This window comes from Microbacterium testaceum StLB037, from assembly GCF_008763945.1.
Classification (GTDB): Bacteria; Actinomycetota; Actinomycetes; order Actinomycetales; family Microbacteriaceae; genus Microbacterium; species Microbacterium testaceum_G.
Genome location: NZ_VTQH01000003.1, coordinates 617,629 through 631,985 on the forward strand (window position 1 = coordinate 617,629; position 14,357 = coordinate 631,985).

Here is a 14,357-nt window from a genome sequence, read left to right on the forward strand (position 1 = left end):
TATCGCCCGTGCGGCGCGCGAGTCGCCAACTTCTGTCGCTTGGGCGTCGCCGGAGGCGACAATTCCTGGCGACTCGCGCGTGAGGAGCCCCGCGCGCGAGCGCGCCGGCCTAAGGCAGGGACGCCTTCTGCTCCACGACCCGCCGCGCCGCGGCATCCACCTTCGCGGCGAACGCCGGGTCGCTCTGCGCCCGCGACAGCACGGACTCGTGCATCTCGGGGTAGACCGAGGGGTCGGCCGACACCAGCAGCAAGTCGACGCCGGCCTCGACGGCGCGGGTCGCTCGCTCGGCCGGAGAGTACCCGCCCACCTGATCGGCGGCGGACAGGTCGTCGCAGGTGACCACGCCGTCGAAGCCGACCCTGTCGCGAAGCACTCCGACGACCGTCGGCGAGAAGGCGGCCGGGGTGGCGGGGTCGATCTCGGCGTAGATCGCCGTCGACATCATCACCACCGCCGGACCCTGGGGCAGCACGGTGGAGTACACCCCGACGTCGGGCCCGTCGGCGGTGACGACGCTGTCGGTCACCTGAGCCGAGTAGTCGGTGTTCTCGTCGACGTGCCCGAGCCCCGGGAAGTGCTTGAGGGTCGGCATGATCCCGCCGTCGCGCATCCCGGCCGCGAACGCGCCGACCTTCGCCGCCACGGTCGCTGCGTCGTACCCGTACTCGCGTCCCAGCGCGCCGATCGGAGGATTGGATGCCGCGAAATCCGGGCTCGTGACGACGTCGGCGACGGGCGCGAGGTTCATGTTCACCCCGGCCTGCGCGAGCTGTGCGCCCCAGGTCGCGGCGGAGGAGTGCAGAGCCGGGTCGGTTTGGGCCGCCTGGTCGACGGCGGAGGGGATGCGGTCGAAGCCCGGGCCCTTCAGCACCTGGACCGTGCCGCCCTCCTGGTCGGTCGCCACCCACAGCTCGGGAGCGCTCGCTCCGACCGTGGCGGTGAATTGCCCGATCAGTCCCGCGATGGCCTGGGTGCCGGCATCCGACCTGCCGTGCAGGAAGATCCCGCCCACGTGATCGTCGCGCACGGCCGCGAGCGTCGTGGGGTTGGCGCCCTCGACCGAGGTGCCGACCATGAACATCTGGCCGACCTTGTCGGCGAGGCTCATCCCGGCCAGCGGGTCGGGGGTGGCGGTGGGGGTCGGCATCGGCGTGGGGGTCGAGGAGGGGGAGGGGGATGCCGTGGGCGCGGGCGTCGCAGAAGGCGCGCACGCCGTGAGGGTCAGGGCCGCGAGCAGGAGGAGGCTCATCGAGCGCGTGGCGGTTCTCACGTCTTCATGCTCCCCGATGACTCTGGACGGTTCCCGGGTCTTGACGTCCGACCCGGGGTCCGCGCTCAGCCGTTGCCGGCGGAGCAGGTCGCCTGGTTGGCCTTCGTGCCGCTGACGTTGCTCGGCAGTTCCACCACGCCGGGAGCGGCGGTGGCGTCCGTGGCATCCGGTGCGGGGGTGCTCGCGTCGGGGGCGGGTTCGCTCGGAGCCTCGGTGGGGGCGGAAGGATCGGGGATCACGCCGCCGTTCGCTCCCTCTTCACCGGTCAGTTGCAGAGGGGCGTTGGTCTCCAGCGCTTCCCACAGGGTCGCGGCCGACGCCTGGTCGGGGACGACGTGGTTGTTGTCGGCCGGGTCGTCGACCACGGGGAACTGCACGAACGTGATGTCGCTGAACGGTACGTCCTTCAGCGTGTAGGCCAGCTGCGCGATGCGGATCGGGTCGGCGAGGCTCTCGCTCGGCTCGATGTTGTTGACCGCCGTGTTGGCCAGGCCGATGAGCGTGCCGGGGTTCGAGAGCACCTCGTCGCTGCGCAGCTTGTTGATGAGCCGCGAGAGGTACTGCTGTTGGTTGCCGATGCGGGCGAGGTCGCTGCCGTCGCCGATGCCCTTGCGCGTGCGCAGGAACGCCAGGGCGTCGTAGCCCTTCACCACGCGCGGGCCCGGCTCCCAGTCGATGCCCGCGTCGGGGTCGTCGATGCCGTCGCCGCCGATGCAGACCTCCACGCCGCCGATGGCATCGGTGATGTTGACGACGTTGCCGAAGCTCACCTTCGCGGCGAACGGGATGCTCTGCCCGCTCAGCTCCGACACCGTGTCGGCCACGCACGTGAGCCCGCCCGCCTCGTACGCGGAGTTGATCGGCGCCTTGTACGACGGGCCCGAGGTCGAGCCGTCCTGCGCCGTACACTCCGGGATGCCGATCTGCAGGTCGCGCGGGAACGACACCACGGTGACGCGGCGGGGGTTCGCCGAGACGTGCACGAGCATGTTCACGTCGTTTCGGGCCCCCTCGTTGCCCGGGTCGGAGCAGCGCGCCCCGAACGCCTCCTTCACCTCGTCGTCGCACTCGTCGGTTCCGACGACGAGCACCGAGAAGGGCTCGCTGTACGCGCTCAGCGCGGGCGGCTCGGCCGGGGCGTCCTTCAGGGGGACGGCGGCCTCCTGCAGTCGTTGCGAGAGCGAGAAGGCGTAGAAGCCCCCCACCGCGACCGCCGCGACGAGCACGACGGTGACGGCGATCGCGACGAGCTTCGCGCCGCGGCGCCAGGGCGATGCGGGGTCGCGTCGAGCGTGCCGGGTGGGAGGCTGCGGCGTCATTTCGGTAGTCAACCACGCCCGGACGCGAGAACGCGGGGCTTAGCGCCCCCGAACCGCGCGTCAACCCCGAGAACGCTCCGAGCCAACGGTCCCTAGGCTCGATCCATGACCGTTCCTTCAGTTCAGCTCAACGACGGAAACTCCATCCCCCAGCTCGGCTACGGCGTGTTCCTCGTGCCCGCCGACGACGCCGAGCGCGCCGTGTCCGAGGCCCTCGAGGTCGGCTATCGCCACATCGACACCGCCGCGATCTACAAGAACGAAGAGGGTGTCGGCCGCGCCATCGCCTCCAGCGGCATCCCGCGCGACGAGCTCTTCGTCACCACGAAGCTGTGGAACTCGCGCCACGACGGCGACGAGCCCCACGCCGCGATCGACGAGAGCCTCGAGAAGCTCGGCCTCGACGCGGTCGACCTGTACCTCGTGCACTGGCCGACCCCCAAGGCCGACAACTACCTCAACGCGTGGCAGAAGCTCATCGAGATCCGCGAAGCCGGCAAGACCCGTTCGATCGGCGTCTCGAACTTCCTCGTCCCGCACCTCGAGCGCATCGTCTCCGAGACCGGTGTCACCCCCGTGGTGAACCAGATCGAGCTGCACCCCGCCCTCAGCCAGCGCGAGATCGCGGCCTGGGGCCAGGAGCACGACATGCACATCGAGTCGTGGGGTCCCCTCGGCCAGGGCAAGTACGACCTGTTCGAGCTGCCCGCGGTGAAGGACGCTGCCGAGGCCCACGGCAAGAGTCCGGCTCAGGCGGTGCTGCGCTGGCACATCCAGCACGGCTTCATCGTCTTCCCCAAGTCGGTGCGCCGTGAGCGCCTGGAAGAGAACTTCGACCTGTTCGACTTCGAGCTCACCGCCGACGAGATGGCCGCGATCGACGCGGTCGACCCGGGCGACGGCTCGGGCCGCGTCGGCTCGCACCCCGACGACGTCGAGTGAGCTGACCCGGCGCGCATGAACCGCCTCGCGAACGCCTCGAGCCCCTACCTGCGGGCCCACGCCGACAATCCCGTCGCGTGGTTCCCCTGGGGGGCCGAGGCGTTCGCGCTCGCCGCCGAGCGAGACGTCCCCGTGATGGTCTCGATCGGCTACAGCACCTGTCACTGGTGCCACGTCATGGCGCGGGAATCGTTCCAGGATGCCGAGACCGCCGGCATCCTGAACGAGGCCTTCGTCTCGATCAAGGTCGACCGCGAAGAGCATCCCGACGTGGACGCCGCCTACCTCGACGCCGCCAGCGCCTTCACCCCTCACCTGGGGTGGCCCCTCACCGTCTTCGCCTCGCCCGAGGGGCGCGTCTTCTACGCGGGCACCTACTTCCCGCCCGCGCCCCGCCCGCCGCAGCCCTCGTTCCGCCAGGTGCTCGCCGCCGTGCGCGAGGCGTGGACCGAACGCCGAAGCGAAGTGGATGCCACGGGCTCCTCGCTCCGCGACGCTCTCGCCGCAGCCGCCAGCGCCCCCGCCGACGCCCCGCCCTCCCTCGCTGAGCTCGCCGCGGCCGCCCGCGCCGTCGCCGCGCGCGAGGACCGCGAGTACGCCGGCTTCGCCGCGGGTCCCGCGTTCGAGACCCCGAAGTTCCCGAACACCCCGGTGCTGCGGTTCCTGCAGCACCCGGCTCTGACTCCGGAGATCCCGGATGCCGCGGACGTGGCATCCCGAGCCCTGTCCGCCATGGCCGGCTCCGACCTGCACGACGTGGTCGAGGGCGGCTTCTTCCGCTACGCGACCCGCCGAGACTGGAGCGTGCCGCACTACGAACGCATGCTGACCGACAACGCCGGGCTCGTCGAGGTCGCGCTCGCCGCGGGCGACGACGCCGTCGCGACCGACGCCGCGCGGTTCCTCGTCGACGTGCTTCAGCTGCCCTCGGGTGGGATCGCCGCAGCTCAGGACTCCGAGTCGATCATCGACGGGGTCCGCAACGAGGGCGGGTATTACCGAGTGACCGATCGCTCAGGGCTGCAGCCACCGGCCCTCGACGCGAAGGTCGTCACCGGGTGGAACGGCCACGCGATCGCGGCGCTCGCCGCCGCCGGAACCCGCACCGACCCGCGCTTCCTCGAGGCCGCGCGCTGGGCCGCCGACGCCGTGCTCGAGAGCAACGTCGCCGACGACGGCACACCGCGTCGCGCCTCGCTCGACGAGGTGCGCTCCGCCGCCCCCGCGACGCTCGAAGACTACGGCGGACTCGCGCGGGGCCTGCTCGCCCTCGCTCGCGCGACCGGTGAGGTCGCCTACGCCGTGCGGGCGCGGGCGCTGGTCGACCTGTGCCTCGGTGACGACGGCATCCACCCTCCGGGCGGTGGCGACCCCGTGCTCGTGGGGCAGGGGATGCAGTCGCACGCCGTCCCCACCGACGGGGCGTCGCCCTCGGGCCCGTCGGTGTTCGCCGCCGCCGCCCTCGACCTCTGGCGCCTGGGCGCGGGGGAGCACTACCGCACCGCCGCCGAGACGCTCGTGCGCGCCGCGTCCGAGGCCGCGCTGTCGTCGCCGCTGGCGCACGGAGCGATCCTCGACGTGGCGCTCGGCCTGGCCTCGGCGCCCCGGCAGGTCGTTGTGGTGGGCGAGGCGGATGCCGAGATCGCCGACGTCGCCCGCCGGATCCCCGCCGACGTGGTGGCGGTGGTGTCGCCCGCGCAGGCCGTCGCCTTCGCCGAGGCGGGATTCGAGCTGTTCGAGGGGAAGACCGCGCTCGGCGGGGAGGCCACGGCCTACGACTGCCGCGCGTTCACCTGCGCGCTGCCGACGACGGACGCGGGTCGGCTGCGCTGAGGCGGGGCTGCGGGGTCGGGCCGGCGCTGCCGGGCGCCAGTTCCTCGCAGAATGTCGCGTTTCTTGCAGACAACGCGGGGAATCCTGCGAGATTCGCGTCAATCTGCGAGCTGACGACACGACCGCCCCACGGCATCCACCCTTCTCACTCCAACAGGTGCCGCAGATACCTTCCCGGCGACTCGAGGAACCCGCGCTGCAGGCGCACCAGCTCGAGGTCTTCCCAGGCGCTCTCGCGAATGCCCCAGTCGCCGAGCTCGAGGATCGTCGCGCCGGGCAGGGCCGCGAGCACGGGGGAGTGGGTCGCGCAGATGACCTGGGTGCCGCGGGAGCGCATGCGGTCGAGCGAGGCCAGCCAGCGAAGCGTCGATGAGAACGACAGGGCGGCCTCGGGCTCGTCGAGGCAGGCCAGCCCCGAGACGTCCTGCGGGTGGTCGAGCGTCTCGTCGAGCAGGGCATTGAAAGACTCGCCGTGGCTCATCGTGTGCAGGCTGGGGGACGGGCCGCCCAGGTCGTCTCTCCAGCTGTAATAGCCGTGCATGGTCTCGGCCCGCAGGAAGAACCCCCAGCGCGGGGCCCTCGGGCTTCGCTCGATGCGCAGCCACTCGCCGAGCGGACTCTCGGTGCGCCGGGTCTCGCCGCCGCCGTTGGTGGAGCCGCCCTCGGCGGGGAGTCCCGCGGCCTCGGCGATGCCCTCGATGAGCGTCGACTTGCCCGATCCGTTCTCGCCGACGAGGAAGGTGACGCCGGGTCCGAACTCCCACCCGTCGCCGCTGGCCACCTCGAGGAACTGCGCCACCGCGGGGATGGTCGCCGGCCACGCGAACGGGTTCACCGGCGCATCGCGGAAGACCTTCACCCGCTGCACCGGGCGCGGGTCGTGAAGCCACTCCTCCCCGCTCGCCATGGTCAGATCCAGGTCGGCAGCCAGTTGTGCAGGCGCCAGAACTCGTACGGCACCGGCAGGCCCGCCCACACTGGGTACCAGAACGCCGACACCCCGACGCATAGCACGAGGAACGCCAGCACGATCACCTGGCCGCTCAGACGTGAAGCGCCCTTCACTCCCCGCGCGACATCACGCAGGGCGAAGGTCAGGGCCAGTACCAGGAAGGGCAGCATGGCCACCGTGTAGAACTGGAAGATCGTGCGCTCCGGGTAGAGCAACCACGGCAGGTACGTCGCCGCGAGCCCGGTCAGCACCACGGCGAAGCGCCAGTCGCGCACCATCACGAAGCGGACGAGCAAATAGATGGATGCCGCGATCCCGGCCCACCAGATGATGGGGTTGGCGATGCTCGAGATCGCCTCGGTGCAGCCGCTGGGGAGCGTGCAGCCGTCGACCCCCGCCTGATCCTGGTGCCAGTACATCGACGTCGGTCGGATCAGCAGCGGCCACTGCCAGGCGGGGCTGGCGTAGCTGTGCGGGGTCACCAGGCCGACGTGGAAGGCGTACATCTCCTGGTGGTAGACCCACAGGCGCTGCAGGGACTGGGGCAACAGCGAGAGGAGACCGGTGCTGTCCACGGGGACCTCGCGCTTGTAGCCGCCGTTGGTGAAGAGCCATCCCGACCAGCTCGCGAGGTACACGACGACGCTGATGGGCACGAGCACCACGAACGAGATGAGTCCCTGGCGCACGGCATCCATCGGCCATTGCACGATGCCGACGCGGCGACGGGCCAGGGCATCGGTGACGACCGCGTAGATGCCGACCGCGGCGAGCACGTACAGGCCCGACCACTTGACCGCCGTCGCGGCACCGGCCGCGGCCCCGGCCGCCAACAGCCAGGGGCGGTCCCACAGCAGCGGCCCCCAGGTGTGCGTCTCTCCCGGTCGGGCATCCAAGGCCGCGTCCAAGCGATCGCCGGTGCGGCGCCGGTCGAGGACGGCGAACCAGAACGCGAGCACGATGAAGAAGGTCAAGAAGATGTCGAGCAGGGCGACCCGACTCATCACGATGCCGAGCCCGTCGACGGCGATCAGACCCGAGGCGACGCTCGAGAACGCGATCGAGTGCGAGAGGTGCCACGCCAGCAGGTACACGAGGAGCACCGTCGCGGTGCCGAAGACGGCGGCCGAGATGCGCCAGCCGGTCGCCGAGTCCGGACCGAACAGGGCGATGCCGGCGCCGATGAGGATCCGCCCGAGAGGGGGGTGGACGACGTAGCTTCCGATCCCGGTGTAGATGTCGGTGTCGCCCGCGGTGAAGCGGGCGTCGGCGTCAGTGGGCCAGGTGGAGGGGTAGCCGAGCACCCACTGGCTGTACGAGTCCTTGACGTAGTAGGTCTCGTCGAACACCAGCTGGTGCGGATTGCCGATGTCGATCAGGCGCAGCACCGCCGCGACCAGGGTGACCAGGGCCGGCGCGAGCCAGCGCCACAGGCGCATTCCGCGGGGGTCGGCGAGCAGGGCGTCGCGCCACCGGTCGATGCGCGTCTGCTCGACGGGCGGGAGCAGCGGAGGGACAGCGGTGGTCACGGCCCCCAGCCTAAGGTGGAACGGTGATCATCCTCGCGGCGACCCCCATCGGCAACCTGGGTGACGCCTCGAAGCGGCTGATCGAAGCCCTCGAGAACGCCTCGATCGTGGCGGCCGAAGACACTCGCACGACCCAGCGCCTGCTGGCGGGCCTCGGGGTCGAGAATCGCCCGCGCCTGATCGCCTTGCACGACCACAACGAGAAGGAGCGCGCGGCCGAACTGGTCGAGCTCGCGCGCGAAGACGACCTGCTCGTGCTGAGCGACGCCGGCATGCCCACCGTCAGCGACCCGGGCTTCGGGCTCGTCGCCGCCGCAGCCGCCGCCGGCGTCACCGTCACGGCCCTTCCCGGGCCGAGCGCCGTGGTCACCGCCCTCGCGGTGGCGGGGCTTCCGACCGACCGCTTCGCGTTCGAGGGCTTCCCGCGACGCAAGCCGGGGGAGCGTCGCAAGGCCTTCGCGCAGCTCGCGTCGGAGGAGCGGACGCTCGTCTTCTTCGAGTCGCCGTCGCGGTTGGCATCCACTCTCGACGATCTCGCGAGCACCTTCGGTGCCGATCGTCCGGCGGCCGTGTGCCGGGAACTCACGAAGCTCTACGAGGAGGTCAAGCGCGGCACCCTCGCCGAGCTCGCCGCCTGGGCGGCCGAGGGGGTGCGCGGCGAGATCGCGATCGTCGTGGGCGGAGCCTCCGCACGCGAGGTGGCGTTTCCGGATGCCGTGACCCAGGTGCTCGAGATCGTGCGCGGCGGCACGCGACTCAAGGACGCCGCCGCCGAAGTGGCGTCGCAGACGGGGCACTCCTCGCGCGAGCTGTACCAGGCGGCTCTGGCCGTCAAGCGCTGAGCCCGTCACACGGTCGGCCGTGTCGGTGCCTCCCCGTAGAATCTCCAGGTGACTTCCGGCCGCTCTTTCTACATCACGACGCCGATCTACTACCCGAGCGATCTGCCCCACATCGGGCACGGGTACACGACCGTCGCCGTCGACACGCTCGCCCGCTGGCATCGCCAGGCGGGGGACGACACCTGGATGCTGACCGGCACCGACGAGCACGGGCAGAAGATGCTGCGCGCGGCCTCGGCGAACGGCGTGACCCCGCAGGAGTGGGTCGACAAGCTCGTGACGGAATCGTGGTTCCCTCTGCTCGAGACCCTCGATGTCGCCAACGACGACTTCATCCGCACGACGCAGCCCCGTCACGAGGAGCGCGTGCAGCAGTTCGTGCAGGCGCTGTTCGACCGCGGCTACATCTACGCGGGCGAATACGAGGCGCTGTACTGCGTCGGCTGCGAGGAGTTCAAGCCCGAGGCCGAGATCGTCGACGGAACCGGTCCCTTCGAGGGACTCAAGGTCTGCGCGATCCACTCCAAGCCCCTCGAGCTGCTGCAGGAGAAGAACTACTTCTTCAAGCTCAGCGAGTTCCAGGACCGCCTGCTCGAGCTCTACAAGACCGAGCCCGACTTCGTGCGCCCCGAGTCGGCGCGCAACGAGGTCGTGTCGTTCGTGCGCAGCGGTCTGAAAGACCTCTCGATCTCGCGCTCGGCGTTCGACTGGGGCATCACGGTTCCGTGGGACCCCTCGCACGTCATCTACGTGTGGGTCGACGCGCTGCTCAACTACGCCACCGCGGTCGGGTACGGCACCGACCCCGAGACCGGCGAGGTCACCGCCGAGTTCGCCCGCCGCTGGCCCGCGTTCCACGTGGTCGGCAAGGACATCCTGCGCTTCCACGCCGTGATCTGGCCGGCCATGCTCATGGCCGCGGGCCTCGACGTGCCGCGCGGCGTCTTCGCACACGGCTGGCTGCTGGTCGGCGGCGAGAAGATGTCGAAGTCGAAGCTCACCGGCATCGCGCCGACGGAGATCACCGACGTCTTCGGTTCCGACGCGTATCGGTTCTACTTCCTCTCCGCGATCGCGTTCGGCCAGGACGGCTCCTTCTCGTGGGAAGACCTGTCGGCCCGCTACCAGGCCGAACTCGCCAACGGCTTCGGCAACCTGGCCTCGCGCACGGTCGCGATGATCTCGAAGTACTTCGAGGGCGTCGTGCCAGCGCCGGCCGCGTACACCGAGGGCGACCTGACGATCCAGAAGATCGTGGCGGATGCCGCGGCCACCGCCGACGCGGCCGTGGAGCGCTTCCGCATCGACGAGGCGATCGCCGCGATCTGGACGATCGTCGACGCGCTGAACGGGTACATCACCGAGAACGAGCCGTGGGCTCTGGCGAAGGACGAATCGACGCGCGAGCGCCTCGGTACCGTGCTCTACACCGCGGCCGAGGGCCTGCGCGCCCTCGCGGTGCTGCTGTCGCCGGTCATGCCGTCGTCGACCGAGAAGCTGTGGGTCGCGCTCGGCGCGGCCGAGGGCCTCGGCGCTCTCGTCGAGCAGCCGATCCGCGAAGCGGGGGCCTGGGGCATGCTGCCGGCGGGCGCCACGGTCACCGCGCTGACGCCGCTGTTCCCGCGCGTCGAGCAGGCGTGACGCGGGTGCCTGCCGAGCCGGCGGCGGCGGCCCCGGAGCCTGTCGGAGGGTCCGCCGCCCCCGGCTCGACCCCGGTCGAGCGTCCGCGCGACACCATCGGAAGCGGAGATCCGAGCCAGTACGTCCGCGAACGCTCGGTCGACGGGCGCCGCGATGTCAGCTACCCGCCGGCGCCGGAGCCCCTCGGCATCCCGGTCTACGACAATCACACCCATCTCGAGATCGAAGACGGAGACACCGGCCTCTCGCTGGACGAGCAGCTCGAGCGCGCCCTCGCGGTCGGTGTGCACGGGGTCGTGCAGGCGGGCGGCGACGTCGACTCCTCCCGCTGGTCGGCGTGGGCGGCGCGGTCCCACCCCCGCGTGCTCGCGGCCGTGGCGATCCACCCCAACGAGGCGCCGGCGTACGAGCAGGCGGGAGAGTTGGATGCCGCCATCGCGGTCATCGACGAGCTCGCCGCCGAGCCGCGCGTGCGGGCGATCGGCGAGACGGGCCTGGACTTCTTCCGGACCGAGGCCGATGGCATCCCGGCTCAGATCCGCTCGTTCGAGGCGCACATCGCGCTGGCGAAGAAGCACGGGATCGCCATGCAGATCCACGATCGCGACGCCCACGAGGCCGTGCTCGAGACCCTCGAGCGCGTCGGCGCCCCCGACAGGACGGTGTTCCACTGCTTCTCGGGCGACGCCGACATGGCGCGCATCGCCGCCGACCGCGGGTACTACCTCTCGTTCGCGGGAAACGTCACGTTCAAGAACGCGCAGAACCTGCGCGACGCGCTGGCGGTCACGCCGCTCGACCGCATCCTCGTCGAGACCGACGCCCCGTTCCTGACCCCCGCGCCGTATCGCGGCCGCCCGAACGCGCCGTACGTGATCCCTGTGACGTTGCGTTTTCTCGCGGCAGAGCTGTCGATGGACGCCGACGACCTCGCCGCCCAGGTCGCCGCGAACACGCTGCGCGTCTACGGCGCGTTCGAGGACTGACCCCGCGCGCTCCCCGGGGGAGAGGTCCGGGGTGTCGCTGTGCTTGTGCGGACCGCGGAGGTTGCGCGCGGTGGTTCGCGCAGGGTCAGTGATTCGCGCAGCCTCAGCCCGATGGCCGCGGGTGCCGCTGAGTCTGTGCGGATCGCGGAGCTTGTGCCGTGGGGCCCGCGCCCCGTCGCGCAGGGTCAGTGATTCGCGCAGCCTCAGCCGAATGGCCCCGGATGCCGCTGAGTCTGTGCGGATCGCGGAACTTGTGCCGTGGGGCCCCGCGCCCCGTCGCGCAGAGTCAGTGATCCGCGCAGCCTCAGCCGAATGGCGCCGGATGCCGCTGAGTCTGTGCGGATCGCGGAGCTTGTGCCGTGGGGCCCGCGCCCCGTCGCGCAGGGTCAGTGATTCGCTCAGCCTCAGCCGAGTGGCGCCGGATGCCGCTGAGTCTGTGCGGATCGCGGAGCTTGTGCCGTGGGCCCGCGCCCCGTCGCGCAGAGTCAGTGATCCGCGCAGCCTCAGCCCGACGGCCCCGGATGCCGCTGAGCCAGCGCGAATCGCGGAGGTTGCGGGAACACAGCACCGCCGCCGCCGACACGACGAAGGCCGGCACCCCGCGGGGCGCCGGCCTTCTGGCATCCGGAATCAGGCTTTCGCCGAATCCTTGGGCTTGCGGACGAACAGGGTCTCGGTCTGCTCGAGTTCCATGCCCTTGGTCTCGGGGATGCGCAGCAGCACGTACACGAACGACAGGGCGGCGAACAGGGCGTACATGCCGTAGGTGAGCGGAAGCGACCAGCTCGACATCGCCGGGAACGACACCGTGATGGCGAAGTTGGCGATCCACTGCGCACCGGCGGCGACGCCGAGGGCCTTGCCGCGGATACGGCTCGGGAAGATCTCGCCCAGCAGCACCCACACCAGCGGGCCCCACGACGCCCCGAAGCCGACGACGAACACGTTCGCGGCCACGAGGGCGACGCCGCCCCACGGCGCGGGAAGCGAGACGTCCTGACCCGAGCCGGTGGCGAAGGCGAACGACAGTGCCATGGCGGCCAGCGACACGGTCATGAGGATCGAGCCGGTGATGAGGATTGGCTTTCGGCCGACCCGGTCGACCAGGAAGATCGCGACGAACGTCACGACGACGTTCGTGACGGAGGTGATGACCGAGATCAGCAGCGAGTTGCTCTCGTCGAAGCCGACGGCCCTCCACAGGGTGGTGGAGTAGTAGAAGATCACGTTGATGCCGACGAACTGCTGGAACATCGACAGCAGGATGCCGGTCCACACGATCCCCTGCAGACCCAGCACGGGCCCGCGCAGCGAGACGTTCTTGTTCTTGCGGTCGGCCTCGATCGTGTTCGACAGCTCGTTCATCGTCTTGTCGAGGTCGGCCGGGGGCACAAGGCGGGCGAAGATCGCCTTCGCCTCCTCGCGCTTGCCCTTCGCGAGCAGGAAGCGCGGCGACTCGGGAACGGTGAACGACAGGATGCCGTAGACGGCGGCGGGGATGACACCGACGAGGAACATCCAGCGCCAGGCTTCCATCCCCAGCCACAGCTGGTTCGCCGCTCCACCGGCCGTGTTGGCCAGCAGCGCGTCGGAGAGCAGGGCGCCGAAGATGCCGAGCGTGATCGCGAGCTGCTGCAGGGAGGCGAGCGAGCCGCGGATCTGGCGGGGCGCGACCTCGGCGATGTAGGCGGGGGCGACCACCGAGGCGATGCCGATACCTAAGCCGCTCATGACGCGCCAGAGGATGAGATCGGGCACGCTGAAGGTCAGCGCGGCGCCGATCGACGAGACGAAGAACAGCACGGCGCCGAGCAGCATGACCTTGAGTCGGCCCCAGCGGTCCGACAGCGCGCCGGCGACGATGGCGCCGACCGCGCATCCGAGAAGGGCGACGGCCACGACGAAGCCGGTGAGCACTTGGCTGAGTTCGAAATTGCCCTCGATCGCATCGACCGCACCGTTGATCACGGAGGAGTCGAAGCCGAAGAGGAAACCGCCCACCGCGGCCGCGACCGAGAGGCCGATGGCTCGTCGCCCGTAGGGGCTTCTGAGGGTGAAGGCGTTCGAGGGGATGGACTGCGTTTGACTCACCGTCCTACGCTACTCCCGGCCCTCGCGCGGCGAGGGTTCTGGCGGCGCCCTGACTACAGTGGAACAATGCCCGTTTCGCTCCTCGGTGCCGCCGAGATCCGCCGGCTCGCCGCCGACCTCGACGTCACGCCCACCAAGAAGCTCGGGCAGAACTTCGTCGTCGATGCCAACACGGTGCGCAAGATCGTCCAGGCGGCCCGGGTCACGGCATCCGATCGTGTGGTCGAAATCGGCCCCGGTCTCGGTTCCCTCACTCTGGCGATCCTCGAAACCGGTGCCTCGGTCGTCGCCGTCGAGATCGACCACCGCCTTGCCGAGCGTCTGCCGGTCACCGCCGCCGCCCACGAGGTGCCCGACGGTCGCCTCGCCGTGATCGACGCCGACGCCCTGCGCGTGACCGAGCTGCCGGGTGAGCCGAGCGTGCTGGTGGCGAACCTGCCGTACAACGTGTCGGTTCCGGTGCTGCTGCACTTCCTCGAGTCCTTCCCCTACCTGCAGCGCGGCGTCGTCATGGTGCAAGCCGAGGTGGGGGAGCGCCTCGCCGCCCCTCCCGGGTCGAAGGTGTACGGCGCGCCGAGCGTCAAGGCGGCCTGGTACGGCTCGTGGCGCCTGGCGGGCACCGTGTCGCGGCAGGTCTTCTGGCCTGTGCCCAACGTCGACAGCGTGCTCGTCGGTTTCGATCGCGACCCCGAGCCCCGCGGCACCGAGGAGCACCGGCTGCGGACTTTCCAGATCGTGGATGCCGCGTTCCAGCAGCGCCGCAAGATGCTCCGGCAGGCGTTGTCGGGCGTGCTGGGCGGCACGGCCGCCGAGGCGTCGGCGCATCTGGAGGCGGCGGGCGTCGACCCCACCCTCCGCGGGGAGCAGCTCACGGTCGACGACTACGCCCGCATCGCCGCCGCGTCCTGACGCGGCCGCGCCGGGTCTCGGCATCCGGTCTGCGCGTGCA

At 70.7% G+C, this 14,357-nt stretch carries 11 protein-coding genes; 6 read left to right on the top strand and 5 right to left on the bottom strand.

Features of this window, described 5'->3' with window-relative positions; all coding sequences use genetic code 11:
- Positions 1–109 precede the first annotated feature (109 nt).
- The gene (locus F9B98_RS15295; protein WP_150958947.1) at positions 110–1,273 is read right to left on the bottom strand and encodes a glycoside hydrolase family 3 N-terminal domain-containing protein; all 1,164 of its coding nucleotides are present in this window, start codon (positions 1,271–1,273) and stop codon (positions 110–112) included.
- Between the two features lie 65 nt (positions 1,274–1,338).
- Positions 1,339–2,592 (bottom strand): LCP family protein, encoded by a 1,254-nt coding sequence (locus F9B98_RS15300; RefSeq protein WP_150958949.1) that lies wholly within the window; start codon positions 2,590–2,592, stop codon positions 1,339–1,341.
- Positions 2,593–2,697: 105 nt separating this feature from the next.
- Here F9B98_RS15300 and F9B98_RS15305 point away from each other — a divergent pair, with 105 nt between their 5' ends.
- A complete protein-coding gene (locus F9B98_RS15305) occupies positions 2,698–3,534 on the top strand; it encodes an aldo/keto reductase (RefSeq protein WP_150958951.1) in 837 nt (278 codons plus the stop codon).
- A gap of 15 nt (positions 3,535–3,549) precedes the next feature.
- Positions 3,550–5,367 (top strand): thioredoxin domain-containing protein, encoded by a 1,818-nt coding sequence (locus tag F9B98_RS15310; protein WP_150958952.1) that lies wholly within the window; start codon positions 3,550–3,552, stop codon positions 5,365–5,367.
- A 145-nt stretch (positions 5,368–5,512) separates the two neighbouring features.
- Here the strand turns inward: F9B98_RS15310 and F9B98_RS15315 are convergent, their stop codons facing one another.
- Together F9B98_RS15315 and F9B98_RS15320 are read right to left on the bottom strand one after the other, a co-directional pair.
- Positions 5,513–6,274 carry an AAA family ATPase gene (locus F9B98_RS15315; protein WP_150958954.1) on the bottom strand — a complete coding sequence of 254 codons (762 nt, stop codon included), beginning with the start codon at positions 6,272–6,274 and terminating at the stop codon, positions 5,513–5,515.
- Positions 6,275–6,276: 2 nt separating this feature from the next.
- Positions 6,277–7,848, bottom strand: coding sequence for a dolichyl-phosphate-mannose--protein mannosyltransferase (locus F9B98_RS15320; protein ID WP_150958956.1), 1,572 nt, complete (start codon positions 7,846–7,848; stop codon positions 6,277–6,279).
- A 23-nt stretch (positions 7,849–7,871) separates the two neighbouring features.
- On the opposite strand from F9B98_RS15320, the gene rsmI reads away from it, so the two are divergent.
- The 3 genes from rsmI (at position 7,872) to F9B98_RS15335 (ending at position 11,317) form a co-directional block, all read left to right on the top strand.
- Positions 7,872–8,690, top strand: coding sequence for a 16S rRNA (cytidine(1402)-2'-O)-methyltransferase (rsmI, locus tag F9B98_RS15325; protein WP_150958958.1), 819 nt, complete (start codon positions 7,872–7,874; stop codon positions 8,688–8,690).
- A 48-nt stretch (positions 8,691–8,738) separates the two neighbouring features.
- The gene (gene metG / locus F9B98_RS15330) at positions 8,739–10,331 is read left to right on the top strand and encodes a methionine--tRNA ligase (RefSeq protein WP_150958960.1); all 1,593 of its coding nucleotides are present in this window, start codon (positions 8,739–8,741) and stop codon (positions 10,329–10,331) included.
- 95 nt (positions 10,332–10,426) lie between these two features.
- A complete protein-coding gene (locus F9B98_RS15335) occupies positions 10,427–11,317 on the top strand; it encodes a TatD family hydrolase (protein WP_150959131.1) in 891 nt (296 codons plus the stop codon).
- Positions 11,318–11,947: 630 nt separating this feature from the next.
- Here the strand turns inward: F9B98_RS15335 and F9B98_RS15340 are convergent.
- Complete coding sequence (locus F9B98_RS15340) at positions 11,948–13,408, bottom strand: sugar porter family MFS transporter (RefSeq protein WP_150958962.1); 1,461 nt, start codon at positions 13,406–13,408, stop codon at positions 11,948–11,950.
- A 66-nt stretch (positions 13,409–13,474) separates the two neighbouring features.
- On the opposite strand from F9B98_RS15340, the gene rsmA reads away from it, so the two are divergent.
- Positions 13,475–14,317, top strand: coding sequence for a 16S rRNA (adenine(1518)-N(6)/adenine(1519)-N(6))-dimethyltransferase RsmA (rsmA, locus tag F9B98_RS15345; protein ID WP_150958964.1), 843 nt, complete (start codon positions 13,475–13,477; stop codon positions 14,315–14,317).
- Positions 14,318–14,357: the final 40 nt, after the last annotated feature.